Genomic DNA, 25,614 nt, shown 5'->3' with positions numbered 1-25,614 from the left:
AGAGTAGTCAGGGCGACCGAAACGGTGCCTGACAGGACATCTCAGGCCGAAAGGGCGGCTGGCTGGCACGGCTTGGAGAATCCGGGCTCGCGGACAAGCACTGACGCAGCGGCACGGTGACATCGATTCCCATCGACATTGATCATGAAAACGCGCGCCAGGTGACTCGCGAACAGGTCGAAACGACATCCACGGGAAGTGACACAGCCAGGCGGGTTCCTCTCGTTGCGGCGGGCGGCGTTCTCGGCGTCCGGCAGGGCCGTTGCCCCGGGTTCACGTCATGGAGACGACGACCTTGCCGGCCTTCGCGCGGCCCTTCTCGACGTACTCCATGGCCTGAAGGGTCTCGTCGAAGGGGAAGACCCGGTCGACGACGGGGCGGATCTTCCCGGCGTCGACGAGGGGGGTGAGTTCGCGCAGCTGGTCGCCACTGGCCTTCATGAACAGGAAGGAGTACGTGACACCGAGACGCTTCGCCTGGCGCCGGATCTTGGCGCTGAGCGCGGTGACGGCCAGGCGGATGACCGGGTTCGAGCCGAGCTCGCGGGCGGTGGCCGCGTCGGGCGGGCCCGCGACGGAGATGGCCAGGCCGCCGGGTCTGAGGATGCGCAGGGACTTGGCGAGGTTCTCGCCGCCGAGGGAGTCCAGGACGAGGTCGTAGCCGGTGAGGAGTTCGGAGAAGTCCTGGGTGCGGTAGTCGATGACCTCGTTCGCGCCGAGGTCCTTGACGAGGTCGATCTTGGCGGTGCTCGCGGTGGCGGCCACGTGCGCGCCCAGTGCCTTGGCCAGTTGGATGGTGATGGATCCCAGGCCGCCGGCGCCCGCATGGATGAGAACCTTCTGGCCCGGCTGGACGTTCGCCCGCTCGACCAGGGCCTGCCAGGCGGTCAGCGCGACCAGGGGGAGGGAGGCGGCCTCGGTCATGGTGAGCGTGGCGGGCTTGGGAGCCAGGTCGTCCTGGTGGACGGCGAGGAGTTCGGCGAAGGTGCCGACGCGGTCCTTGTCGGGCCGCGCGTAGACCTCGTCGCCGACGGCGAAGCGGGTGACGGCCGGGCCGACGCGGACGACGGTCCCGGCGAGGTCGTTGCCCAGGACGAGCGGGAGGCGGTAGGGCAGGATCTGCTTGAGGTCACCGTCGCGGATCTTCATGTCCAGTGGGTTGACACTCGCCGCGTCGATCCTGACCAGGACGTCGTCGGCGCCCACCTGGGGGTCGGGTATCTCGGCGGCACGCATGTGGGACGCGTCACCGTACTTCTCGACCATGAAGGCCTTCATCGTCATCTCCGTTCGTGTGGTCTCCCGTCCAAGCGGGAGGGGTGTTCTGTCCGTGAGGTGTTTGTCTCGTTACGAGAAGATTTGTGGTGTCTTCTGGTCCGCGCGCTCCGCGTCGGCACGGCAGTGCCCAGAGCCTGCGCGGAGAGCTTTGCGTCGGCCGGCCGTGTTTCCGGGCTCGGGCCACCGGCACGACCGGGGCGATGACGCTGCTCGCGTCGCCGCCCTGGAGGTGTCCCAGCGGTCCCGCGATGCCCTCGTGCGGTGCGCCGAGCGGCATGGCGCCGACCTTGTCGAGGCGTGCGTACTGCTCGTCGGTGAGCTGGACGTCGAGGGTTGCGAGGTGCCTGTCGGCGCTGTCGAGGAAGGTGCCGCCGGCCTCGGCGAACCGGTCGAAGATCCGGCGGGCCTCGTCGGGCTCGGCGCCGGCGCCCCAGCCGGTGCCGAAGTCCGCGGTACCGAGCGCGTACTCGGAGACGCGCAGTCCGGTCTTGTGGCCGAAGGCCGTGTAACGCATGAGAAGTCCTTGCGCAAGGGGGCCTGGAAGGCCGTCGTGCCGTGGTGGAGGGGGTGAGCGTCAGCCCGCGTTCGGCTGGGGCGCCGCGGACAGGCTCTGCTTGACGTACCTGCTGGTCTCGTCGGCGAGGATCTCGGGCAGGCCGGTCTCGATGCCGTGCAGGGCCTGGGCCGCGACGTCGGCGGCGGCGACCTTCTGATCGGCGGGCACGGCGGCGGCCATGTCGGTGTCCATGTAGCCGACGTGCAGCGCCGAGACGGTGATCCCGCGGGGCGCCAGTTCCTCGCGACTCGCGTCGCTCAGCGCCCAGGCGGCGGCCTTGGACGCGGCGTAGGAGCCGAGGCCTGCCGGGTGGAACCAGGACAGGGCGGAAAGGACGTTGAGTACGGCGCCGCCGCCGTTGCCCTCGATGACGGGAGCGAAGGCCCGTGTGGCGACGAGCGGGCCGAAGAAGTTGGTCTCCATCTCGCGACGCACCTCGTCCAGGTCGCCGCCGACCAGTGTCGCGCCGGTGGAGACGCCCGCGTTGTTGATCAGCAGCGTCGCATCGGACGCGATACGGGCGGCCTCCAGGATCGACTCCTGGTCCGTCACGTCGAGGCGCAGCGGAGTGACGCCCGGCAGGTCGACCGTCTCGGGACGGCGGGCCGCCGCGTAGACCTTGGCGCCGTGCTCGACGAGCTGGGCGGCCAGGTGCCGCCCGAGGCCCCGGTTGGCGCCGGTGACCACCGCGACCGCGTTCTTGAGTTCCATGCTCGCTCCTGTCCTTCGCAGGCGCCGTCGGAGCACCCGCGTCAATTAGATTGCAAGCATAATCTAAACACAGGGCTATGATAGATGCCAGTCGACATCCAAACGGGAGGTGGCCATGGGCCGCGTATCGCAGGCGCAGGCGGAGGAAAATCGCAGGCGGGTGGTGGACACCGCGTCGCGGCTGTTCCGGGAGCAGGGCACCCACGTCAGCGTCGCCGATCTCATGAAGGCGGCCGGCCTCACCCACGGAGCCTTCTACAAGCAGTTCGCCTCCAAGGAAGCGCTCGTCGATGAGGTCACCGCCCACGCCTTCGATGAGATCGCACGGCGCAATGCGGCCGGGCTCGAGCGGTACGACGGGCAGCGGGATGCCGCTCAGCGGGCCCTGATCGACGCCTACCTCTCCGTCGAACACCGTGACAACGCGGCGGACGGCTGCCCGGTCGCGGCTCTCGCCACCGATATCGCGCGCGGACCCGAAGGCCGCGAGGCGCGCCGTACCTACGCGGAGGGCGTGGCCGACTTCGGCGCGTTCCTCGCCCCTGTCGAGGCCGTCGCGGGCGGCGCGGGCGGCGCGGGCGGCGAGGGCGTCGGGGGCGGCGAGGGCGGCCTCGCCAGGCTGTGCACCCTGGTCGGTGCTCTGGTCCTGTCCCGGGCCACCCAGGGCTCCCCGCTCTCCGAGGAGATTCTCGCCGCCGCGCACGCGGCCCTGACGGAAGCCGGCTGACCGGGGCCCGGCATCGGGCGCCGCGCGACGTGTGCGCACCGGCCGCACCCGCGAGGTGACGCGGGGCCCGAGGCTTCCGTGCTCGCGGCCTGATCGGTCTGGCGTAGTTCCGTGCTCCCTACGGCAGTTCGCGCAAATGCGACACCTGTCGTGCTCAGGCTCATCACAACGCAGCGCTACCGAAGCAAGATCCGCCAACTACTGCGCTCGTCCGCCAAGTAACAACCTCGGTCGCAGGGGGCACCGTCTCCATGCACGGGATCAGCGGACGGGATCAACGCACGGGATCAGCGGGCGGTTTCAGCGCATGGGGCGCGACCCGGCCACGGTGTGGGCCGTCAGGCCGACCCCGATCCGGTTCAGTCCCGCCACGGCCGCCCGGAAGTCCTTGATGTGCGGTGTCGTGAAGTGCTCGTCGAGGGCCTGTTGCGAGGTCCAGTGCTCGTACACCCGGATACGCCGCTCGTCGGCCGGGTCGGCGGTCATGGCGTAGTCCAGGCACCCGGGTTCCCGCTCGCGGGTGCGCCGGCCCAGCTCGACGAGGGCCGCCAGCATGGTGTCGCGGTCGCCGGGCTCGTAGTCCATCCAGCCGGCGACGATGATTTCCTCGGTCACGGGGGTCCTTCCGCGGTCATGCCCGCGGGCCCGCCGCTCCGGTGAAGGGGAGCGACGGGCCCGGGGTGTCTCAGACGCCGAGCGGGGCGGGGACGGTCTCCACGGTGACCGTGCCCCGGTCCCCGTCGACCGTGATCACCATGCCGTCACGCAGCCGCAGCGTCGCTCCTTCGACGGAGATGACGGCCGGGATGCCCAGCTCCCGGCAGACCACCACGGCGTGGCTGTTGAGCGCGCCGACGTCCACCACGGCCGCCCCGGCGACCAGGAACAGCGGGGTCCAGGCCGCGTCCGTGATCGGCGCGACCAGCACCTCTCCCGGCTCCAGCGCCTCGCAGGACGCCGGGTCGGTGACCACGCGCACCCGGCCGGTGTACGTCCCGTGGCTGCCGCCCACGCCACTGAGCGCATCGCCCGCGGCCGCGGCCTCGGCGCGCTCCTCGGTGCGCCTCGGCCAGGTGTCGATCTCGGTCCGGGCGTCGTCCGGGACGAAGAACGGCGGCTCCAGCTCGTGCAGGAGCGCATATTCCCGCAGCCGCCGCGCGATGACGGGGCCGAAGGACTCCGGGTCGGCGACGTAGTCGTCGAGTTCGGTGTCCAGCAGCATCATCACGTCGCCGGGCTCGGTGAGGCGCCCCGCCTCGACCCCGCGGCGGCCGAGTTCCCGTACCGCCATCCGGATCTCGTTGACGACGGTCACGCAGTTCGCCTTGGTGCGCTCGCGGGCCGGGATCCAGACCCGGGAGGCGTGCATACCGGCGTCGAACATCGGTTGCGTGTCCGCGGGCAGCGCGGACCGGATCTCCCGCGCGGTCCGCTCGCGCCGCTCGATGAGGCGGGCCCGCCGGGCGGCCGGGGAGTCGTCGTCGGAGCCGTGCCGGATCCGGTCGACCAGGGCCAGGGCCTGGACGGGCGCCGCCTCCCAGGACAGCGCGTGGATGTCCCACTCGTTTGGCCCGCGGTCCCCGGACTCGGCCAGGAACTCCTCGAAGGCGTCACGGAACGCCTTCACGTCCCCGGTCGCCCCGTCGAGCGCCCGCTCCACGGCGGCCGGACCCCGGTCGAACAGCTCGGTCAGCTCGGCCGAGGCCGCCACCTGGCGAGACAGTGTCCACAACCGGTCCGAGGGGGAGGCCGAGTCGACGTCCCCGAGACCGCCGATGAGGTCCAGCATGGCACCGGGGCGGTCCACGCCCGCGCAGAGCGGCCCGAGGATCGCCGGCCCCACGGACGCGGGCAGCGACGACTCGACGTGCCGTTGGAAGGCCGTCTCCACCTCGTCCAGCAACGAGCGTGCGCGGGCCACCAGTTCGGCGTCGGACAGCTCCGTCAGATCGGGTCGCCCGCGGCGCAGTCCGCGCAGCCGCTCCCGGTCGGCGTCGGCCTCCGGGAACGTGCTCTGGCCGAGCATCCGCTGCAGGGTGCCGCCCGCCTTGGCGGTCAGTTCGGCGTCTTGGTCGTCCGGGTGCGCCACGTACACCGGGGTGTCCGAGCGCCGGCCGACGAAGGCGGCGTCGATCTGGTCCGCCGTCTGGCCCATCCGGATGCCGAACAGCCGCATGTGCGACAGGTTGAGGTAGAAGTAGCCGCCGAACATCCCGACGAAGGGCGGGCGCGGGCCGGCCACCTCCTCCTCGCGGTAGATGCCGAAGCCGACGAAGCCCTTGCGCCAGCCGTGCAGTCCACGCCCCCAGACCAGGGTCCAGCCCAGCGGGCTGGCCGGATCGGGCAGGGTCTCGCCCGCGTTGGCCCGGGTGTAGTGCGGCAGTCGCTCACTGCGCTGCCAGTCCGTGATCCAGCTCTTCATGGCCGAGGGTCTCCCGCCGTCCGTCCCGGTGCCTACCACTGTGCCGTTCCGCCGTCGACGCTGATCAGCGTGCCCGTGATGCCGGAGCCCGCGTCGCTCGCGAGCAGCGAGGCGACCGCCGCGATCTGTTCCACGGTGGTGATCTGCTTGGTGGCGGCGTGCTCGGCGAAGCGGCCCAGCCACTCCTCGTAGCTGATGCCCTCGGCCTCGGCCGCGGCCGGTCCCGCGGCCCGCATCAGGTCGGTGTCCACGGCGCCGGGGCAGATGGCGTTGCAGGTGATGCCCAGGGTGCCGTACTCGAAGGCGGTCGCCTTGGTCAGTCCGTGGATGGCGTGCTTGTTGGTGATGTAGTGGCTGATCGCGGGCTTGTTGGCCTGCTTGCCCTCGACGGAGGAGATGTTGATGATCCGTCCCCAGCCGCCCGCCAGCATCTTCGGCAGCGCGCGCCGGGTGCCGTAGAAGTAGGCGTTCAGATTGAGGCGGAGGGCGTCGTGCCAGGCCTCGTCGCTGAGTTCGTGGACCGGGGCGAAGCCCGAGGTGCCGCCGGCGTTGTTCACCCAGATGTCGAGCCGGCCGAAGCGCTCGGCGGCGAAGTCGGCCAGGTTCTCGATGTCCTCCTGGCTGTTGGCGTCGCAGGGGTGGAAGACGGCCCGGTCCCCGGCGTCCAGCTCTGCCAGGGCCTGCTTGCCCTTGATCTCGCTGCGGCCGCTGAGGACGACCGTGGCACCGCCGGCCAGGAATGCTTCGGCTATGCCGCGGCCGATGCTGCGCGTGCTGCCCGTGATCACCGCGACACGTCCGTCGAGGCTGCCCGTAGCCACCATGTTGTTCTCCCGCGAGTGTTGTTGGTCCGTCACCTGGCGGCTCTTTCGGCGTCTTCCAGGTGTCGGTGAATGGTGCGGTGGAAGTGCTGGAGTCCGGGATCGTTGCGTCCGAAGACGAAGTCGGTCCCGTCGAGGGCGGCGAGGCCCTGCTGGACTCCGTAGGTGGTCGCGTAGTCCTCGTCGCGGACCACCTCGTGGAACCATTCGCCGAACCGGTCGGCGGCCTGGCGTTCCTCCTCGGTGACGGCCGGTTCCCGCAGCAGGATGATCTGCTGGGTCACCGACTCGGTGGCCGTCCGGGGGAGCACCAGGGAGACGGCGATCTTCTGCCGCCATCCGCCGGCGATCGCCAGGCCGGGGAAGAGCCAGTAGATGGGGCCGACACAGTCCCCGGGGTCCCGCTGGTCCGGCGGCAGCTCGACCGCCCGCGCGATGGGACGCAGGGCCGGCGCGATGCGCTGGTGGGGGCCCCAGGTGTCGTGGGCCATCATGTTGGAGAGGTTCGTCTCGAAGACCGTCTTCGGGTGCAGCGAGGCGAAGTGGTACGTCTCCAGATAGCCGTCGAGGGTGACCTTCCAGTTGGGACTGGTCAGTTCGCCGGTGGAGTAGTGGTGGCACTCCGCCAGCCGCAGTCCTTCGAGGAGCGGCTGCAGATCACCGAGCCAGGCGTCCAGGTCGGGCTCGGCGGCCGGGTCCAGCGAGACGAAGACGATCCCCGCCCGCTCCCCGGCCGGAAGCCTGACGAGACCACGGCCCTCGCGCGGAACCTCACCGAAGGTCCTCTCCGCGTACACGCCCCGCAGCTCCCCGGTCAGGTCGTACGACCAGGAGTGGTACGGGCAGGTCAGCCGTCTCGACACCCCGCAGCCGGGTTCCATGAGCTTGGCCCCCCGGTGCCGGCACGCGTTGATCATCGCGTGCACGGCGCCCTGCCGGTCCCGGGTGATCAGCACCGGTACGCCGAGCACGTCCAGCGCCTTGTAGGTGTTCGGCCCGGGAAGCTCACAGGACATGGCGAGGGGGAGCGGAACGCTCCGATGGACGGCGTCCGTCTCCCGGCGCCAGCGGTCGGCGTCGAGGTAGTGGGCGACAGGTTCCGTCCACTGGCCGTCCGCCTCGTGCGTGGTGCCGTCGCGGTAGTGCGCCACCACGCGTTCGACGAGTTCCGCGGCCTCCCGCCGCATCGTCACGGACGCGGCGTCGGTGGACCGGTCCTGGCTGATCCACGAGGAGTACTCGGGGGCCGACGGCGGTGTGCGCTCGGCTTCCGTTGCCCGAATCTCCGGCGAACTGGTCTGGACCACGATGTCCTCACAATCCTCCCAGCCGCGAGCCGGTGACCGGCTTCGGAGAGCGACAGCTGGGCTGTGTCCGAAACGACAACAGGACTTAGTGTGGTCTGTCAATAGAAAGTGGCGAAGTTGCGGTGGTGTTGGTGTCTGATCACCGCCCCCGGTTTCTGTATACGCGGTCCAGTCTGGGCGGTGACGGCGGCGGGAGGCCCGCCGAGAGGTGGTGGCGGACGTGGTGAAGCCCTTCGAGGCGGGCGTGGTGGTGCGTGACCTGAACCGGATGGAGCGCTTCTACCGGGAGGTGCTCGGCTGCCCTGTCGTGCGTCGAGCGAGAGTCCCGGAGTCCGTCGCCGCTCCGGCCGGACTGGGCGGAGCGCTCCTGGTCGTATGGCTGCAGGTGCCCGCCGGGGGGCGGATCAAGCTGATCCTGCCTCAGGCGGCCCCGAGCCCTGCCGAGTCGGTGCCGACGCTCACCGGACGCCAGGGGCTGTCGTACCTCACCTTTCACGTGGAGGACATCGACTCGATGGTGTCGGCCCTGGTGGACGCGGGTGCGCGTCCCCTGCCGCGGCCGGTCGTGGTGTGCGCCCGCGCTCGCCGGATCAGCTTCTGGGAGGACCCGGAGGGCAATGCGGTGGAGTTGGTGGACGAGCGGGGCCGGGAGTCCGGTTCGAGGCATAGTAATTAGAGACACTCTTCAGTAAGGTGCCCCTGCTGCTTACTGTAGGCAGGCACCAGAAAGTGTGGTGCTTGCCTGCTCCCTCGGGCGAAGGGGCGGGACGATGGCTCAGAAGAAGCCGGCCGACACGGCCGAGCACCGGACATCCGCGCAGGTCATCAAGGATCTGCACGAGCGCATGGTGCGCATCCGGCTGTTCGAGACCGAGGCGGGCAAGCTCATGGAGGCGGGCAGACTGCCCGGCTTCCTCCACCTCTACGTCGGCCAGGAGGCCGTGGCCGCCGGCGTGATGGCCGCCCTGCGCGACGACGACCAGATCACCTCCACCCACCGCGGCCACGGACACGCCGTCGCCAAGGGCGTCGGCCTGCGGGAGATGTACGCCGAGCTGTACGGCCGCGCCACCGGCGCCTGCCTCGGGCGCGGCGGAAGCATGCACATCAACGACGTCTCCCTCGGCATGCTCGGCGCCAACGGCATCGTCGGAGCGGGCGTCCCGATCGCCGTGGGCGCCGCCTTCGCCGCCCGGTACAAGGGCGAGGACAGCGTCGCCGTGACCTTCTTCGGCGACGGCGCCACCAACATCGGCGCCTTCCACGAGGGCGCCAACATGGCCGCCATCCTGGGCCTGCCCGTCGTCTTCGTCTGCGAGAACAACGGCTACGCCGAGTTCACGCCGCAGTCCGGGCACATGCTGCTCACCGACGTGGCCGACCGGGCCGCCGCCTACGGCATGCCCGGTGTGATCGTCGACGGCATGGACGCGGTCGCCGTCCACCGCGCCGCCACCGACGCCGTGGCACGCGCCCGGTCCGGCGCGGGACCGATGATGATCGAGGCCAAGACCTACCGCTACTTCGACCACCAGGGTGTCAAGGGCCTGCGCCATCCCTACCGCTCGGACGAGGAGGTCGCCGAGTGGAAGGCCCGCGACCCCATCGACCTGCTCGAGACCCGGGCCCTCGCGGACGGCACAGCCACCCGGGCGGAACTCGACGACACCTGGCAGCGCACCCGCGACGAGATCGCCGAGGCCATCGCGTACGCCGAGTCCAGCCCGCTGCCCGACACCGCCGACCTGCTGCTCAACGTCTACTCGGGATGACGCCATGACCACCCTCACCCAGGAACAGGCCGTCGCCCCGGACGGCGCGGTCCGCAAACTCACCTACGTCAAGGCCTTCAACGAGGGCCTCGCCCAGGCCATGCGCGAGGACGAGAACGTCTTCGTCGCCGGCGAGGACGTGGCCGGCTACGGCGGCGTCTTCCGCATGTTCGACAACCTGCTCGAGGAGTTCGGCCCCCGCCGCATGATCGACACCCCGATCTCCGAGGCCGCCCTGGTCGGCCTCGGGGTGGGGGCCGCCGCGCGCGGGCTGCGACCCGTCGTCGACCTGATGTTCATGGACTTCATCGGCGTCTGCCTCGACCAGATCGTCAACCAGGCCGCCAAGATGAAGTACATGTTCGGCGGCGCCGTGTCCGTGCCGCTCACCATCACCACCGCCTCCGGCGCCGGGCTCGGCGCCGCCGCACAGCACAGCCAGAGCCTGGAGGCCTGGCTCGCCCATGTGCCCGGCCTCAAGGTGGTGATGCCCTGCGACGCGTACACCGCCAAGGGCCTGACCGTCTCGGCGATCCGGGACGACAACCCGGTCGTCGTCATGCTCAACAAGGTCCTGCTCGGCAGCACCGGCCATGTGCCCGAGGAGGTCTACGGCATCCCGCTGGGCCGGGCGCACACCGCCCGGCAGGGCTCCGACGTCACCGTGATCGCCCTCGGCCGCATGGTGGGAGAAGCCCTCGCGGCGGCCGACGAACTCGCCGCCGAGGGCGTGGAGATCGAGGTGATCGACCCCCGGACCGTGCAGCCCCTGGACACCGAGACCATGTTCGCCTCCGTCCGCCGCACCAACCGGGTGCTGGTGGTGCACGAGGCCGTCACCTTCGGCGGGCTCGGCGCGGAGATCGCCGCCCAGATCCAGGACGCAGCCTTCGACCATCTGGACGCCCCGGTCCTGCGCATCGGTGCCCCCTTCTCCCCGGTGCCCTTCTCCCCGGTCCTGGAGAAGGCATACGTGCCCGATCGCACCCGGATCGTCCAGGGCTGCCGACGTCTCCTCGAAAGGGCGTGACCGACGTGGCGGTCGAGGTTCTGCTGCCGAAGATCGGGCTGACCATGCAGGAAGGCACGATCGAGGAGTGGCTCGTGCCCACGGGCGCCGCGGTCGCCGAGGGCGACGCGCTGCTGCGGATCGCCACCGACAAGGTGGACGTGGACGTCGAGGCGGAGGCCGGGGGACTGCTCCACCCGGTCGTGCCGGCCGGGACGACCGTCCCCGCCGGGGCGCTCATCGGCTGGTTGCTGGCCGAGGGCGAGCTGCTCCCGGACCCGGCGGGTACGCCGATGCCGGCCGGGTCCGGGTCCACCAACGGCACAGCCGCGGGACCGGCGGCCCCGGGCGCCGCCAGCGGTTCCCCGGCGCCCATGTCGGCCGGGGCCGGGGCGGGCGCGCTCGCGGGGCCGACGGCCTCGGGCGCCGTCGGGCGGCTCCTGTCCTCGCCCAACGCCCGACGGGTGGCGCTCGGCGCCGGCGTCGATCTCACCGCCGTCCGCGGCACCGGACCCGGGGGGCGGATCGTCTCCGAGGACGTGGAGGACTTCCTCGCCGCCCTGCCCGGCGCAGCATCCACCCCCGTCCCGCCGGTCACCGCCGTACCCGCACCCCCCGTCGTGCCGGTCACCCCCGTCTCGCCGTTGGTCCGCCGGCTGGCGAAGGAGCGGGGCATCGACCTCTCCGAGGTGAACGGCACCGGGCCCGGCGGCCGGATCCGCAGGTCCGACCTCGACGCCGTGGGCCCCGCACGCGAACCGGCGCCCGTCCGACGGCACGCCACACCCAGGCCGGGGGATGTTCTTCCCCTCACCGGGATGCGCGGCACCATCGCCCGCCGCATGCACGCCAGCCTCCGGGAGATGGCCCAGCTGACGCACGGCTACGAGGTGCGGATGGACGCCGTGGTGTCCCTGCGCGACCGGCTGAGGGAGGAGTGGGCCGACACCGAACTGCCCGTGCCCACCCTCAACGACTTCCTGCTCAAGGCCGCCGCGCTGGCCCTGTGCGAACACCCGCTGCTCAACGCGACGGTCCGCGAGGACGGCATCCATCTGCTCGACGACATCCACCTCGGTTTCGCCGTGGCCGTCCCGGGCGGCCTGATGGTCCCCGTGATCGAGGACGCGGCGGTACTGCCGCTGCCCGAGATCGCCCGCCGGACGAGGGTCCTGGCCCAGGCGGCACGCGAGGGCCGGATCCCACCGGACCGACTGGAAGGCGCCACCTTCACCGTCACGTCGCTGGGCGGATACGGCGTCGACTTCTTCACCCCCGTGATCAACCCCGGCAACGTGGCGATCCTCGGGGTGGGCAGGCTGAGGGACGGCGTCGAGTGGCTGGACGACCGGCCGCTGCGGACACGGGTGCTCACCCTGAGCCTCACCTTCGACCACCGCGCCGTCGACGGGGCGCCGGCAGCCGAGTATCTGCGCACGATCGGCGAGCTGCTGCGCAAACCGCTCCGGCTGCTGATCTGATCCGGTCGCCGTCCTGGTGTCGTGCGCTGGGTCTGATCCGGTCGCCGTCCTGGTGTCGTGCGCTGGGTCTGATCCGGTCGCCGTCCCGGCGTCTGCCGCTGATCCGATCCGGCGCCGCCCCGATCCCCGTCGCCGGACCGACCTGCCGCCGTCCCGCTCACGCCGGGCGGCGTTCGGCGTTCGGCGTTCGGCGGGAAGAGGTCGCCGGGCTATCCGGCCGCGGACGGGTCGGCGATCCGCTCCGCGAGGTCACCGACCTCGCGGACGAAGGAGCGATGGCCCAGGGACCGGTAGACGTCGTCGCCCCGGACCTGCGAGTTCGCCGCGGTCTCCAACAGCGCCAGCAGACCCAGCGCGATCACCGCGGCCTCCGCGTCGGAGACGGACGCGCGGGCCTTGCGGATCAACCGCACGAGTGCGCCCAGCAGCTCCGAACGGCTCTCCTGGCGCAGCGCCTCGGCCTCCTGGCTCATCCCGGCCGACGACACGAAGAACACGGTGGCCGCCGAGCGGTGCTCGCCGAGCCAGGCCACCAACGCGGTGATGGCGGGCCCGATACCCGAGCCGGCCTCGTGCGCTTCGGTGAGCTCCTCCAACTGCTCGCACATCGCGGCGGCGAACACCCGCATCCCCTCCACCAGGACCTGGTCCTTGGAGGAGAAGTGGTAGTACACCGCCGCCGACGTCATCTCCGCGCGAGCGGCGATGTCGGCCACCGTCACCTCGTCCGGCGGCTGGGTCGCGAAGAGCTCCGTGGCTGCCTCGATCACCCACTGCTTGCGCGACGGACGGTGAGCGGCGCGGGTTCCGGATGTCGTCATGATGTCAAGTATGCCGGTACCAGGACGCTCCGGTGGTACACGTGTAGCAGGAATTATGGGGTCGGTGGGGCGGAGTTACTGGATAGCATGGGCAGTAAACAGGGACCACGCTCGCGGGTTCACCGCAGTCGGCAGGGGAGCATGATGGCCACCACCAAGAACGGCAAGCAGCCCGCTCACCGGCCCTCGCGGCGGCAGCACATCATCGACGCCGCCGTGCGGGTGTTCGGCCGCAACGGTTTCGCCGAGACGAGCATCCAGGACATCGCGGACGAGGCCCAGGTGGTGCCCACGGCGGTCTACTACCACTTCGACGGCAAGGAGGAGCTGCTCGAACTCGCCATGCGCCGCGTCTTCGACCAGCTGAACGAAGTCGTGGAGGCGGCCCGCCCGGAGTCCGAACCGGGTGACGCCGAGGGACTGGTGCGCGTCATCGACGCCGTGTGGGACTGGGTGGAGCAGAACCCGGACGAGGCCCGCCTGTACCAGGTCCAGATCGCCTCGGCGAACGGCAAAGTCAAGGTCCTGCGCGACGAGTTCGAGCAACGGCACATCCAGCGCGGCTACGACTATCTGCCGGAGGGCACCACCCGCAGTCCCCGGGCGGCCAAGGCCCGGCACGCGGCACAGGCGCTGGCGGTCCGCACCCTGATCAGCACCACCATGCTGGTCACGGCGCTGCGGGCGGAGGGAGGGCCGCTGTCCCAGCTGCCCCCGCAGGCCGTCCTGGAGGCGGTCAGGGCGCTGGCGCTGCGCATCGTCGCAGCCGACCGGAAGCCGACCACGGCCCAGGCTTGAGACGAGGGTGCGCGGGCGCCCGGGACGGGGGTGCGCCGGCACCGCGGGGCGATGGAAGTCCCCTCACACGGTCAGGACGGAGCACGCGCTGATCCCGGGCGCCCCGTACACATGCGTGAACCCCACCCGGGGAGCACCCGGCACCTGCGTACCCGGTGCACGGCCCTGCAACTGCCGTACCACCTCGTGGAACTGACGCAAGCCCGACGCGCCCACGGGCTCCCCGCCGGCGAGGCAGCCGCCGTCGGTGTTGACCGGGATCCGGCCCGTGGGATCGGTGTCCCCGCGGGCCAGCAGCTCCTCCTGCTCGCCGTGCCCGCACAGTCCGGTCTCCGCCAGGTGGACCAGCTCCGAGCCGCTGTCGGTGTCCTGCAGCTGCGCCACCCCGACATCCCCGGGCCCCACCCCCGCCGTGCGGAACGCCGCCTCCGCGGCGTCGACGCTGGGGCTGCGATGCGGTCCCGGCGGCAGCCAGGGCGCGAACACCTCGAACGAGCCGAACCGCCGGGTGCGCAACGCCAACGACGCCAGCCTCACCGGCCGTTCGCACAGGTCGAAGGCGCGATCGCCGCGCGCCAGCACCAGAGCCGCCGCGCCCTGCCCCGGCGAGCAGAACATGTACTGGGTGAGCGGCGGACTGACCTCCGCCGAGTCCAGGATCTCCCGCTCCGTCAACGCCTTGCGCCGCCAGGCCAGGGGGTGGCGCGAGCCGTTGCGGAAGGCACGGGCGGCGACCGCCGCCAGGGCCCGCTCGGAGATCCCGTGCTCGTACAGGTACCGCTGTGTCTTCAGGGCGAAGAACTGGGTCGTCAGCATCATGCCGGTCTCGGCGTACCAGTCGCCCAGGCCGTAGCGGGCCGCGGACACGTGGAACGCGCCCCGCTCATGCTTGTCGAACCCCACCGCCAGCCCCAGCGAGGCATCCCCGGCGCGCAGCGCGTGGGCCACCGTGAGCACGGCGGAGGCGCCGGTGGCGCAGCCGTTCTGCACATTGACGAACGGCACCCCGGTCAGACCCAGACGGCCCACCATCGTGTCGGGCTTGCCGGACACGTCGGAACCGCCGGCCGCACAGCCGATGTCCTGCCAGGACACCCCCGCGTCGGCCAGTGCCTCGCGCACCGCGCGCTCGGCCATGTCCATCCCGGTGACACTTTCGTCGCGGCCGAAGGGATGCATCCCGCAGCCGACCACGTAGACGTCGTCGATGCCGCTCATCGCTCCCCGTCCTCCTCGTCGTCGGGGCGGAACGCGAAGGTCAGCACCTCGGTCCCGTCCTCGTCGTGGTACGCGGCCACCGTGGTGAGACGGACCGGCAGCCCGATCCGTATCCGTGCGCGCGGCACCGCCAGCCGCGCCTCGACCAGCACCTCACCGAGGTCGACATAGCCCACGTGATACGGCCGGTGCCCGCCGGCCGGCGGCCGGTACGGCGGCTTGGGCGGGAACGCCTGGAGAGTCCACGACCACACCCGCCCCCGCACCGGCAGCACATGACGGCACATGGACCCCGCCGAGCAGCGGGGGCACGAGTCCTGCCGGGGGAAGACGACGGTGCCGCACCCGGAGCAGCGCGCCCCCACCAGACGCGGCGGGGACCCGCAGTCGAACAGCGAGTCGTCGATGAGTCGGGTGGTCATACCGGTTCCGCCTTCCACGTCACCAGCCCAGCAGCCCGGCCAGCCGTTCCCGGTGGTGCGCCGCGCCGCCCAGCAGAACGGCGTCCGACTGGGCGCGCCGGAAGTACAGGTGGGCGTCGTGCTCCCAGGTGAAGCCCATGCCGCCGTGCAGGTGGACGCACTCGGCGGCGACGGACACGAAGGCATCGGAGCACCAGGCCTGCGCCACCGCCGCCGCCTCGGCCAGCGCCTCCTGCGAGCCGGCCGCACGGACCGCGTGCATCACCGCCGACCGCGCGCCCTCGACCTGGAGCAGCATGTCGGCACAGGTGTGTTTGACCGCCTGGAAACCTCCGATCGCCCTGCCGAACTGGGTGCGGTCCCGCACATGGGCGACCGTCATCTCCAACGCGGCCTGGGCGCCGCCCAGTTGCTCGGCTGCCAGGGCGACCAGGGCCACGTCCAGGGCCCGGGAGACGACATTCGCCCCCTCGCCCCCGGCGGTCAGCGCCCGGACCCGCGCGCCGGAGAAGGTGACCACCGCCTGGCCCCGGCTGAGGTCCAGGGTGGGCACCCGGCGCACGGTGACGCCCGGCCCTCCCGGGTCGGCGAGGAAGAGGTCGACCCCGTCGCTCCCGGCGGCCGCCACCACCAGCGCCCGGGCATCGCCGCCGTCGAGGACGAACGGTGCCGTGCCGTCGACGACCGGGGCGCCGCCCTGCCAGGAGACCGCCACCGGGACGGCGTCGGGCCGCCACGTGCCGTCGGGTGCCGCGACCGCGAGGGCGTGCACCGCACCCTCGGCCAGCTCGGCCAGCGCCTTGTCGGCCGTACCGCAGCCGGCCAGCACCTGCCCGGCCAGCACGGTGGAGGACAGCAGCGGCACGGGTGCCAGCGTCCTGCCCAGTTCCTCGCAGACCACGGCGATCTCGGCGAGGCCGCCGATGCCTCCGGCCGACTCGGGCAGCCCGAGGGCCGCGAGACCCACCTGCCGGCCGAGGGTGTCCCACAGGTCGGCGTCGACTCCGGGGGAGCGCTCGGGCAGCCGGCGCACCGCCGCGGTGCCTCCGGCGTCCGAGCACACCGACCGTACGGTTCCGCGCAGGTCGTCCAGTTCGGCGTCCGACAGGGCCGGCCCGCCGGTCACGGTGATCGTCATCGTGTGCTCCCGCTCTCGTCGTGCCGCTCACGCGGGGCGCTGTGCGCCGCCGCCATCCGGGCCACCGGCACGCGGTGCGGTGAGCAGGAGACGTAGTCGAGGCCGAGGCCGTCGCAGAACGCGATCGACTCCGCGTCCCCGCCGTGCTCCCCGCACACGCCGAGCTTGATGCCGGGCCGTACTCCGCGCGCCCGTTCGGCCGCCAGGGCGATGAGGGCGCCCACCCCGTGCGGGTCGAGCCGGGCGAAGGGGCTGGCCGTCAGCAGGCCGCGCTCCTGATAGCCGGCGAGCACCTGGCGCTCGACGTCGTCGCGGGAGAATCCATAGGTCAGCTGGGTGAGGTCGTTGGTGCCGAACGAGAAGAACTCGGCGTGCTCGGCGAGTTCGCCGGCGAGCAGCGCGGCCCGCGGAGTCTCGATCATCGTGCCGAGCCGGTACGGAACCTCCACCCCGGTGCGGGCGGCGACCGCGTCGGCTGCCTCCCGCACGTACGCGGCGGCGGCCGCCAGCTCCTCCGGCAGGCTGACCAGCGGGATCATCACCTCCAGGTCGGGCCGGACCCCGGTGGCGGCGACGTCCGCCCAGGCGGCGAAGAGCGCCTCGGCCTGCGCCGGGTAGAGCCGCTCGTGCAGCAGCGCCAGCCGCACCCCCCGCAGCCCGAGCATCGGATTCGCCTCGCGCAGCGCCGCGGCCAGCTCTTCCTCGGCCGCGTCCGCGGCGTCACCGGGGGCGGGCAGGAACTCGTGCAGCGGAGCGTCCAGCAGGCGCACGGTCACCGGCCGGTTCCCGACCGCGGCCAGGAGGGCCCGGAAGTCCTCGTGCTGAGCGTGCTCGAGGGCCGTCAGCGCCTCGTCGCGGGCGGCCGGATCGGCGGCCAGGAGCACCCGGCGGATCAGCGGCAGCCGCTCACCGAGGAACTGGTGCTCCGTCCGGCACAGCCCGACCCCCTCCGCCCCCAGCGCGACGGCGGTGCTCACCTCCGCCGCGCTGTCGGCGTTCGCACGCACTCCCAGGCGGCGCATGCCGTCCGCCCACTGAAGCAAGGTGGACAGCTCGGGCGGCGGTGCGGCGACGCTGACGCCCAGCCGTCCGGCGTACACGGCGCCGGTACGGCCGTCCAGCGATACGGCGTCGCCCTCGCGCAGCACCCGGTCCCCGAACCGCACGGTCCCGGCGGCCCGGTCCACGCGCAGCCCGTCCGCGCCGCACACCGCCGGCCGGCCGGCGCCCCGCGCCACCACCGCCGCGTGCGAGGCGATACCACCGCTGCCGGTCAGCACGGCGGCGGACGCCAGCATTCCGGGGACATCAGCCGGGGTCGTCTCATGGGCCACGAGCACCACGGGGGTGCCGTCCGCGCCCACTTCGAGGGCGCGCTCGCTCGACAGCACGATCACCCCGGCCGCCGCGCCCGGGGAGGCGGCCAGCCCCTTCACCAGCAGCTCCTCTCCGCCGGTCAGGCGGAGCCGGGGGTGCAGCAGTTCCTGTACCTGGGCGGGGCTGATCCGCAGGACGGCCTCCTCGGGGCCGAGCGCCCCGTCGCGTGCCAGGTCGGCGGCGAGGCACACCGAGGCCCGCAGCGGCGGCCGCTGCTGGGCGGCCGCGGCGAGCAGGGAGATCTCGTCGTCGCGCACCTCGAAGTCGACCGACACGGGCGCGTGCAGATGGCGTTCGAGGGTGAGCAGACAGTGCTCCAGCAGGGCGGCGCCGCCCGTCAGCCGGTCCAGCGGTTCACTGGTGTGCGGCGGCGGGGCGCTGCGGCGCACCCCCCGGAAGAACGATCCCTGCGGGGACGGACGGCCGGTCTCGGGATCACGGCTGACCGCCGTGCCGTAGCCGGACCGGTCCGCCGGGCCGATACGCAGCGCCTGTACGTGCAGGGCGATGGCGAGATCGGCGGGGAGGCGCTGCGCCTTGCGGGATCGCCTCGCGCGCGGTGAGTCCCACCGGCGGAGGAGGGCTCGGGCGGCCAGCGCGAGCTGCCCGGCCGGGTCGTCGGGGAAGGGCCGCGAGCCGTGCCGCGCGGTCAGGTCGAGCAGTGCATCGACCCGGGTCCGCGGCTCGGGTGTGTCGAGGACGGCGTCGTCGAGCAACGCGCCGGGCACGTCGAGGGCGTACTCGGCGATCATCCGCAGGGTGGTCGCCCACACCTCGTGCAGCGCGTCCCCGCGTCCGATGACGGCGCACAGGGCGTCCCCGCTCGCGGCGGTGACGCCGAGGCAGGCGAGGTCGGGCGGCAGTCCGGCGATCTCGCTCGGCGCGCTCGCCGACAGGCGCAGCAGCAACGGGCGGGCCGTGTCGCCGATCCGCCGCCCCGAGAGCTGCTCGACCAGGTCGACGGCGGCTTCCGCGGTGCCGGCTTCGCACAGTGACGCGGAGGCACCGGCCGGCACGGTGAGCCCCGGCACGACCGGCAGCCCGAGAGCCACCAGCCGGTCCATCGCCGTGCCGTGCGTGCCCAGCTCGTCGGCGCCGAGCCCGCGGGTCCGCCCCTGCCCGTAGGGCACCAGGATCCGGCCGGGAGTCCCACCCGGTACGAGGGGAGCCCCGGCGGACACGAGGGGAGCCCCGGGCGGCGCGGAGGGCGCCTCGGCCGGTGCGAGGGAAGCCTCGGGATGCGCGAGCGGGCCCGCCTCGCGGTCGGTGACACTCAACCCCGGCTCCTCGTCACCAGTTCCTCTTCCCGGGCCTCGTCCTCGGCCCGGGAGATCCCGAGCACGAGCAGCAACTCCTGATGCAGCCGCATCCACACCGTGTGGTACGAGTCGCACAGCGGCGAGGCCAGCCACTTCCCCTCGCCGTCGTCGAAGCGGTCGAGGGCCTCCTGCAGCTCGGTGAGGTACCGCCCGCCGCCTTCGAGGACCTGCTCCAGGCGGCGCAGCACCGGCTGGATGGCCTCGTGCACGTCCTCCAGCGACTCGCGCACCGCGGCGTCGTAGACACCGTCGGAGTGGTCGTTGGCCGTGCCGTCCGGGCGGCACTGCCAGGCCGTGCACACCTCGCGGATCTTCCTGTTGACCGGCAGGAAGGCCTCGTAGGCCGCGGTGATCCGTTCCTCCTGCGGCGAACCCGCCGCAACCCGCAGCACCTGTGAGGCGGCGGCCTTGGCCCGCTCGGTCGGCAGCACGAGCGGCCCCTTCACCATCGCGAGCCCGGCGTCCGCCAAGGGCCGGTACTCCGCTTCGGGCCTGCCGCGCCACATGCCACGCAGGACGAGGTCGACGACGGCCGCGGTGAGCGTCTCGTCGGGAGCGTCGGGAAGGTCCACGGCAGGAGAGTGCATCGCCACACCTTTTCCCCGGTTCTGTGGTGACCGGTTCCTTGGTCCTGTGTTGCCCGGAGGTTACGCTCCGGCGGACCTGTTAGTGAAGAGGGATTCAAGAAACACTTTCCTGTTCTCTCGCCCGGGCGGGATCGTCGCCCGTCGGGGCGCCGCCCTCGGGGCGAGCCCGGACGCGGTCCCCGGCGGCCCGGTCGCGGGCGGCGAGGAACGCCGCAATGCGCTCCTGTGCCTCCCGGCCGTCCGCCAGGGCGGCGATCTGCCGGGCCTCCTCGGCGAGTCGGCGGTCCAGCCCGCCCCCGGTGTCGTCGTGCAGCAGGCGCTTCGCGGCGCGCAGCGCCGCACCGGCGCCGGCGGCGAGCCGGGCCGCGGTCCCGTGTGCCGTCGAGTCCAGCTCCTCATCGTCGACGCACCGGGAGACCAGGCCCCAGCGTTCGGCGTCGTCGCCGGTCAGGACCCGGTTCGTGAGCAGCAGGTCGGTCGCCCGCCGGGGGCCCACCAGGCGGGGAAGGAGCCAGGAGGCCCCGCAGTCCGGTGTGAGCCCGACATCGGTGTACGCCAGCCGGAACCGTGCGGACCGGGCCGCCAGGACGATGTCGCCCACGAGGGCGAGGCCGACCCCGCCGCCCGCGGCGGCGCCGCGCACGGCCGTCACCACCGGCACCGGCAGGTCGTGCAGCGTCCGTACCGCGGCGTGCGCGGCGGTCGCCACGGCATGCACATACGCGCCCGTCCCCTCGCCGAGCCCCGTGAAGGCGCGCAGGTCACCGCCCACGCAGAAGGTGCCGCCCGTGGCCCGCAGCAGGACCGCGCCGCCGGGGTCCGCGGCCACCCGGGCCGTCGCGTCCCGCAGCGCCTCGGCCATCTCCAGATCCAGGGCGTTGGCCCGCCCGGGCGCGTCCAGTCCCAGCTCGACCACTCCGTCGTGGTGGCGGACCATTCGGACCGGCCCGGTGCTCACGGGATGGCTCATGACGTGTCTCCTGTCGTCTTCCCGTCGCCGGGTTCCCCCGGGCAAGATACTGAACACGCTATACAGTTTCTAGGACGCGACGGGACCCGATGCCCGTACGCCCGTCGCCGGGAGGTCCCGTGCCCATCCAGTTCGATGTCGATCCGGCTGTCACCCAACTCGCCGCGACCACTTCCGCTTTCGTCCGCGAGGTGGTGATCCCGGCGGAGCGCGCCTGCGGCGGGTCCGTGCACGACGGCCCCGAGGAGCTGCGGCAGACCCTGCAGAAGGCCGCCCGCGAGGCCGGTGTCTTCGCTCCCCATGTGCCGACGCGCTGGGGCGGGCACGGCCTCGACCTGCGCGGACAGGCGGTGGTGTTCGAAGCCGCGGGCTACTCGCTGCTCGGCCCCCTGGCGCTGAACTGCGCGGCCCCCGACGAGGGCAACACGCATCTGCTGGAGAAGGTGGCCACCGAGGACCAGAAGCAGCGCTATCTGCGCCCGCTCGCCGCCGGCGAGACGCGGTCCTGCTTCGCCATGACCGAACCGGCTCCCGGCGCCGGCGCCGATCCGCGTGCCCTGCGGACCGTCGCGACCCGCGTTCCCGGCGGTTGGCGCATCGACGGGCGCAAGTGGTTCATCAGCGGGGCCCGCGGCGCCGGTTTCGCCATCGTCATGGCCCGCACCTCGGGCGATCCCGGCGATCCGGGCGGGGCCACCATGTTCCTGGTCGACGCCGGCACTCCCGGCATGAGCCTCGTCAGGGACATCGAGACCCTGGACGAAGGGCTCTTCGCCGGGCACAGCGAGATCGTCTTCGACGGGTGCGTGGTGGGGGACGACCAGGTGCTCGGCGCCGTCGGGCAGGGCTTCGAGGGTGCCCAGGTGCGACTCGGCCCCGCCCGTCTGACGCACTGCATGCGCTGGCTGGGAGCCGCGCGGCGCGCCCAGGACGTCGCACTGGAGCGGGCGGGCAGTCGCCTCGCCTTCGGTGCCCTCCTCGGGGACCTCGGCATGGTGCAGCAGATGCTGGCCGACTCCGAGATCGACATCGAGGCGAGTCGCGCCCTGATCCTGCGTACCGCCTGGGAACTGGACACCGGTTCGGCGTCCGCCGCGCAACTCACCTCGGTGTCCAAGACGTTCGTCGCGGAGGCCGTGCACCGGGTGGTCGACCGGGCGGTGCAGATCTGCGGCGCGCTCGGCATCTCGACCGCCGACGCACCGCTGGCCCGGCTCCTCAGGGAGGTGCGACCGTTCCGCATCTACGACGGCCCGTCGGAGACCCACCGTTTCGCCATCGCGCGCCGCGCGGTGCGCCCCTACCGCCGTCAGGCCGCGACCGCCGCCGAGGGATGACGGCAGCAGGCGCCGCCCTGTCCCCGGGGTGGCGCACGACGCCTCCACGGGCTGCCGCCGGGAGAGCGGCCTCCTCAGCCGCGTCGACGCGTTTCCCGAGCCGTACTGTCACCGACTCGCCCGCCTCCATGTCCTCCATGTCCCATCGAACCCGGCGACGGGCGCGGCGCCGGTCGCCTCGTCGACCCGCTCCCAGCCGAAGCGGGCGCTGTCAGGTGCCCGTCGACCGCCGTGCCGAGGTGGAGGGCGAGCCCCGGGAACTGCCGGCGCGCCCCCGTGCGGGCATGATCGTTGAACCCTCCGTCGAGGACGTACGTATGGGACGGCGACCGGATCCTCGGCCGTCGGCCGCCGTGTGATCCGGCACCGCCACGATGCCCGGCAACCCCCGGAGGGCGTCGATCACCTCGGAGGTCATACCGAGGACAGCCCCGGTCGCAGGGCTCGTCGTACCGTTTCGGCCATTCGCGTGCTCGCATATGCCAGGAGACTGGCTGAATTGGCATGGTGACAGAGTGTCAGGAGTGGCGATACTCGAGTAACAGGCGATTGAGTCATGAACAAAGCGTGCCTCCGTGTGCGCCCTTGACGTCACCGTGCGTGACATTGGATCGCCTGATATGCGCGACCAGCAGGTCTGTGAGGCGAGAACGGGTCCGTACGGCGAGCGGGGCCGGGCGGCGGTCGGCGGCGGTGCGATCGGGGGAGCTTAGCGTGCACGACGAATTCCTGTGCCATGTCACCGCGTACGGGATGTGCGGCGGACAGCGCGTCGGAGTGCCTCTGGGGACCTACCGTGCCCCCACCCTGGCGCTGGCCCTCTGGTGGATGCGCGACCGCGCGTTATGGATCGCCGAACGCCTCGACCCGCGACCCGGTAACCCGAACTTCCCGCCCAACTCCGTCGTCCCCGTCGCCGAGACCGTCCCGGACGTGCCGAGCATGCTGCGCGCCTGGTCCGCCGACGATGTCCAGCAGGAGCTGGTGGCCGAGGAGTTGGCCGCCGGGAACCTGGTGCGCATCGCCACCAACGACGACACCACCGAGTACGAACTGCTCGCCGAGTCCGTCGACGCCGTCCGCATGCAGCGGATCGCCCAGCGGATCGCCGCCCCCGCCGCCTGACCCCGGGCCCGAGTTCCCCGGCCCTTGCCCCCCGGTCGGCTCCGTGGTCGATCTATCAGGCGGACAAAGAGGCTAATCGGTAGAATTTCCGGCATGGCAGAGCGGTCGATCGCAGCGACTGCGCCCGCACTCGTGCTGGAGACCGAGTCGGGCTCCACGGTGCTGACCCCGAGCCACGAGTACCACGTCGGACGCGACCCGCTCAGCGAGATCGTGCTGGACGACGACCGGGTCTCGTGGCACCACGCGGTGCTCAGGGCACACGCCGACCACTGGACGATCGAGGACGAGAACAGCACCAACGGCACCTACGCCGACGGTCACCGCGTCCGCGAGTGGGACGTGGGACCCGGCACCGTCATCCGCTTCGGCAGCGCCGAGGACGGGCCACGGGCCGTTCTCACCGGACTGGCCCCCGAACGCCCCTCCGGCGTCTTCCAGCCCGCCACCACCGGCACCTTCCGGCAGCCGACCAGCGTCCGCCCGCTGCCCGGGCGGACCGTCCGCATCGGCCGCGCCGCCGACAACGACCTCGTCATCGACGACCTCGTGGTCTCCCGCCGGCACGCGGAACTGCGGGCCCGCCCGGACGGCACGTACGAGATCGTCGACCTCGGCAGCCACAACGGCACCTTCCTCAACGGCAGCCCCGTCGACAGCGCGCCGGTCACACCCGGTGACATCGTTGGTATCGGCCACTCCGCGTTCTGCCTGGTCGGGGACGAGCTGCAGGAGTACGTCGACACGGGCGAGGTCTCCCTCGACGTGCAGGAGCTGACCGTCGCCGTCGACCGCGGCCGCAAGACACTCCTCGACAAGGTGGCGTTTCCGGTCGGCGAGAAATGCCTCCTCGCCGTCGTCGGCCCCAGCGGCGCCGGGAAGTCCACCCTCCTCAACGCCCTCACCGGACAGCGCCCGGCCGACAGCGGCACGGTCCTGTACGACGGCCGCGACCTCTACCGCGACTACGCGGAGCTGCGCCAGCGCATCGGCCTCGTCCCGCAGGACGACATCCTGCACGCCCAGCTGACCGTCCGCAGGGCCCTCGCCTACGCCGCCGAGCTGCGCTTCCCCCAGGACACCGCCAAGGCCGAGCGCCAGGCGCGCGTCGACGAGGTGATCCACGAGCTGGGCCTCGAACAGCGCGCCGACCAGCCGATCCACAGCCTCTCCGGCGGCCAGCGCAAACGGGTCAGCGTCGCCCTGGAACTGCTGACGAAGCCGTCCCTGCTCTTCCTCGACGAGCCGACCTCCGGACTCGACCCCGGCATGGACCGCTCCGTGATGCACATGCTGCGCGGCCTCGCCGACGACGGCCGCACGGTCATCGTCGTCACCCACAGCGTCCTCAGCCTCGACGTCTGCGACCGCCTCCTCGTCCTCGCGCCCGGCGGCAAGGTCGCCTACTACGGGCCGCCCGACGACACCCTCGCCTTCTTCGGCTTCGAACAGTGGCCGGAAGCCTTCGAGGCGTTCGAACGGGACCGGGACCGTGACTGGGCGGGGGAGTACCGGGACTCGCCGTTTCACCGCCAGTACGTCGCCGCGTCCATGGGCCGGCCGTACCTGCCCGAGGCGGCGCCCGTCGAGGTGGCCCCGCCGCCCAAGCCGCAGAGCTGGGGTGCCCAGCTCGGCACCCTGGTCCGCCGGTACACGGCCGCGCTCGGCGCCGACCGCACCTTCCTCGCCATCATGATCGCGCTGCCGTTCGTCATGGGCGCCATGGCGAGGGCCCTCGCGGGCAGCGAACTGGACCGCGAGACCGCCATGAACGCGCTGCTCATCCTGTGTGTGGGCGGCGTGCTGACCGGCGCGGCCAACGCCGTCCGGGAACTGGTCAAGGAGCGCGTCATCTACCGGCGGGAACGCGCCGTCGGCCTGTCCAGATCCGCGTATCTGATGTCCAAGGTCGTCGTCCTCGGCACCATCACGGTCCTCCAGGCCGTCGTCCTCACCCTGGTCGCGCTCCTCGGCGTCGACCTCAACGCCCCCGGCGGCGAAGGTGTGCTGATGCCACCCCTCGTCGAGATCACACTGGCCGTGGCCCTGCTCGCCTTCACCGCGATGATGCTCGGCCTGCTCGTCTCCGCGCTCGTCCGCAAGGAAGAGGTCACCATGCCGCTGCTGGTGCTCCTCGCGATCGTCCAGGTGGTCTTCTGCGGCGCGCTGCTGGACGTGCAGGGCACGATCGTCCTCGAACAACTGGCCTGGCTGGTGCCCTCGCGATGGGCGTTCGCGGCCATGGCCGGCACGATCGACCTCGAACGGATCGTCCCCGACAAGTCCGACCCGCTGTTCGAGCACTCCGCCGGTGTCTGGCTGCTCGACCTGGGGATGCTCGTGGTGCTGTCCCTGGTCTGCGGCTACCTCGTCGCCCGTCTGCTGCGCCGCCGCGAACCCGCCGTGATGCGGAAGTAG

At 72.2% G+C, this 25,614-nt stretch carries 23 protein-coding genes; 9 read left to right on the top strand and 14 right to left on the bottom strand.

Features of this window, described 5'->3' with window-relative positions; translation table 11 throughout:
* Nucleotides 1-273: 273 nt before the first annotated feature.
* The 3 genes from AC067N_RS31640 to AC067N_RS31630 are packed head-to-tail and all read right to left on the bottom strand — an operon-like array spanning nt 274 to nt 2,545.
* A complete protein-coding gene (locus tag AC067N_RS31640; protein ID WP_478682359.1) occupies nt 274-1,278 on the bottom strand; it encodes an NADP-dependent oxidoreductase in 1,005 nt (334 codons plus the stop codon).
* Nucleotides 1,247-1,792, bottom strand: coding sequence for a hypothetical protein (locus AC067N_RS31635; protein WP_478682335.1), 546 nt, complete (start codon nt 1,790-1,792; stop codon nt 1,247-1,249). The genes AC067N_RS31640 and AC067N_RS31635 overlap by 32 nt, the downstream gene beginning before the upstream one ends.
* A 60-nt stretch (nt 1,793-1,852) precedes the next feature.
* On the bottom strand, nt 1,853-2,545 hold the full coding sequence (locus AC067N_RS31630) for an SDR family oxidoreductase (RefSeq protein ID WP_478682334.1): 693 nt from the start codon (nt 2,543-2,545) through the stop codon (nt 1,853-1,855).
* Between the two features lie 115 nt (nt 2,546-2,660).
* On the opposite strand from AC067N_RS31630, the gene AC067N_RS31625 reads away from it, so the two are divergent.
* Nucleotides 2,661-3,272, top strand: coding sequence for a TetR/AcrR family transcriptional regulator (locus tag AC067N_RS31625; protein ID WP_478682333.1), 612 nt, complete (start codon nt 2,661-2,663; stop codon nt 3,270-3,272).
* Nucleotides 3,273-3,572: 300 nt separating this feature from the next.
* On the opposite strand, the gene AC067N_RS31620 is transcribed toward AC067N_RS31625, so the two are convergent.
* The 4 genes from AC067N_RS31620 to AC067N_RS31605 all read right to left on the bottom strand — a co-directional run bounded on the left by AC067N_RS31620 (nt 3,573) and on the right by AC067N_RS31605 (nt 7,822).
* Nucleotides 3,573-3,887 carry a putative quinol monooxygenase gene (locus AC067N_RS31620; RefSeq protein WP_478682332.1) on the bottom strand — a complete coding sequence of 105 codons (315 nt, stop codon included), beginning with the start codon at nt 3,885-3,887 and terminating at the stop codon, nt 3,573-3,575.
* Between the two features lie 70 nt (nt 3,888-3,957).
* Nucleotides 3,958-5,694, bottom strand: coding sequence for a PEP-utilizing enzyme (locus AC067N_RS31615; protein ID WP_478682331.1), 1,737 nt, complete (start codon nt 5,692-5,694; stop codon nt 3,958-3,960).
* A gap of 32 nt (nt 5,695-5,726) precedes the next feature.
* Entirely contained in the window at nt 5,727-6,551 is an 825-nt protein-coding gene (locus tag AC067N_RS31610) for an SDR family NAD(P)-dependent oxidoreductase (RefSeq protein WP_478682330.1), read from the bottom strand.
* Nucleotides 6,548-7,822 (bottom strand): aromatic ring-hydroxylating oxygenase subunit alpha, encoded by a 1,275-nt coding sequence (locus AC067N_RS31605; protein WP_478682329.1) that lies wholly within the window; start codon nt 7,820-7,822, stop codon nt 6,548-6,550. Before AC067N_RS31605 ends, AC067N_RS31610 begins: the two co-directional genes overlap by 4 nt.
* Nucleotides 7,823-8,042: 220 nt before the next feature.
* Here AC067N_RS31605 and AC067N_RS31600 point away from each other — a divergent pair, with 220 nt between their 5' ends.
* The 4 genes from AC067N_RS31600 to AC067N_RS31585 all read left to right on the top strand — a co-directional run bounded on the left by AC067N_RS31600 (nt 8,043) and on the right by AC067N_RS31585 (nt 12,084).
* A complete protein-coding gene (locus AC067N_RS31600) occupies nt 8,043-8,498 on the top strand; it encodes a VOC family protein (protein WP_478682328.1) in 456 nt (151 codons plus the stop codon).
* A gap of 94 nt (nt 8,499-8,592) precedes the next feature.
* Nucleotides 8,593-9,594: a thiamine pyrophosphate-dependent dehydrogenase E1 component subunit alpha gene (locus AC067N_RS31595; RefSeq protein WP_478682327.1), complete on the top strand. Its 1,002-nt coding sequence runs from the start codon at nt 8,593-8,595 to the stop codon at nt 9,592-9,594.
* A gap of 4 nt (nt 9,595-9,598) precedes the next feature.
* Nucleotides 9,599-10,624 (top strand): alpha-ketoacid dehydrogenase subunit beta, encoded by a 1,026-nt coding sequence (locus AC067N_RS31590; RefSeq protein ID WP_478682326.1) that lies wholly within the window; start codon nt 9,599-9,601, stop codon nt 10,622-10,624.
* Nucleotides 10,621-12,084, top strand: coding sequence for a 2-oxo acid dehydrogenase subunit E2 (locus AC067N_RS31585; protein WP_478682325.1), 1,464 nt, complete (start codon nt 10,621-10,623; stop codon nt 12,082-12,084). Before AC067N_RS31590 ends, AC067N_RS31585 begins: the two co-directional genes overlap by 4 nt.
* 209 nt (nt 12,085-12,293) lie before the next feature.
* Here AC067N_RS31585 and AC067N_RS31580 read toward each other — a convergent pair whose 3' ends face one another.
* The gene (locus tag AC067N_RS31580; RefSeq protein ID WP_478682324.1) at nt 12,294-12,905 is read right to left on the bottom strand and encodes a TetR/AcrR family transcriptional regulator; all 612 of its coding nucleotides are present in this window, start codon (nt 12,903-12,905) and stop codon (nt 12,294-12,296) included.
* Nucleotides 12,906-13,046: 141 nt separating this feature from the next.
* On the opposite strand from AC067N_RS31580, the gene AC067N_RS31575 reads away from it, so the two are divergent.
* Entirely contained in the window at nt 13,047-13,703 is a 657-nt protein-coding gene (locus AC067N_RS31575) for a TetR/AcrR family transcriptional regulator (protein ID WP_478682323.1), read from the top strand.
* 63 nt (nt 13,704-13,766) lie between these two features.
* On the opposite strand, the gene AC067N_RS31570 is transcribed toward AC067N_RS31575, so the two are convergent.
* From AC067N_RS31570 to AC067N_RS31545, 6 genes are all read right to left on the bottom strand, one after another.
* A complete protein-coding gene (locus AC067N_RS31570) occupies nt 13,767-14,921 on the bottom strand; it encodes a thiolase family protein (protein ID WP_478682322.1) in 1,155 nt (384 codons plus the stop codon).
* Nucleotides 14,918-15,343, bottom strand: a complete 426-nt coding sequence (locus AC067N_RS31565; RefSeq protein WP_478682321.1) for a Zn-ribbon domain-containing OB-fold protein — start codon at nt 15,341-15,343, stop codon at nt 14,918-14,920. Before AC067N_RS31565 ends, AC067N_RS31570 begins: the two co-directional genes overlap by 4 nt.
* Nucleotides 15,344-15,362: 19 nt before the next feature.
* Nucleotides 15,363-16,481 (bottom strand): acyl-CoA dehydrogenase family protein, encoded by a 1,119-nt coding sequence (locus tag AC067N_RS31560; RefSeq protein WP_478682320.1) that lies wholly within the window; start codon nt 16,479-16,481, stop codon nt 15,363-15,365.
* Complete coding sequence (locus AC067N_RS31555) at nt 16,478-19,135, bottom strand: putative PEP-binding protein (RefSeq protein ID WP_478682319.1); 2,658 nt, start codon at nt 19,133-19,135, stop codon at nt 16,478-16,480. The genes AC067N_RS31560 and AC067N_RS31555 overlap by 4 nt, the downstream gene beginning before the upstream one ends.
* Complete coding sequence (locus tag AC067N_RS31550; RefSeq protein WP_478682318.1) at nt 19,132-19,764, bottom strand: hypothetical protein; 633 nt, start codon at nt 19,762-19,764, stop codon at nt 19,132-19,134. Before AC067N_RS31550 ends, AC067N_RS31555 begins: the two co-directional genes overlap by 4 nt.
* Nucleotides 19,765-19,858: 94 nt before the next feature.
* Complete coding sequence (locus AC067N_RS31545) at nt 19,859-20,734, bottom strand: enoyl-CoA hydratase/isomerase family protein (protein ID WP_478682317.1); 876 nt, start codon at nt 20,732-20,734, stop codon at nt 19,859-19,861.
* A gap of 119 nt (nt 20,735-20,853) precedes the next feature.
* Here AC067N_RS31545 and AC067N_RS31540 point away from each other — a divergent pair, with 119 nt between their 5' ends.
* The 3 genes from AC067N_RS31540 to AC067N_RS31530 all read left to right on the top strand — a co-directional run bounded on the left by AC067N_RS31540 (nt 20,854) and on the right by AC067N_RS31530 (nt 25,614).
* Nucleotides 20,854-22,071, top strand: a complete 1,218-nt coding sequence (locus AC067N_RS31540; protein ID WP_478682316.1) for an acyl-CoA dehydrogenase family protein — start codon at nt 20,854-20,856, stop codon at nt 22,069-22,071.
* A gap of 714 nt (nt 22,072-22,785) precedes the next feature.
* Nucleotides 22,786-23,196 (top strand): hypothetical protein, encoded by a 411-nt coding sequence (locus AC067N_RS31535; protein ID WP_478682315.1) that lies wholly within the window; start codon nt 22,786-22,788, stop codon nt 23,194-23,196.
* A 93-nt stretch (nt 23,197-23,289) separates the two neighbouring features.
* The gene (locus tag AC067N_RS31530) at nt 23,290-25,614 is read left to right on the top strand and encodes an FHA domain-containing protein (RefSeq protein ID WP_478682314.1); all 2,325 of its coding nucleotides are present in this window, start codon (nt 23,290-23,292) and stop codon (nt 25,612-25,614) included.

It is taken from the genome of Streptomyces sp. NPDC042364 (assembly GCF_056437585.1).
Note: the sequence above shows the minus strand (reverse complement) of the source record. Positions and strands in the feature narration are given on the sequence as shown.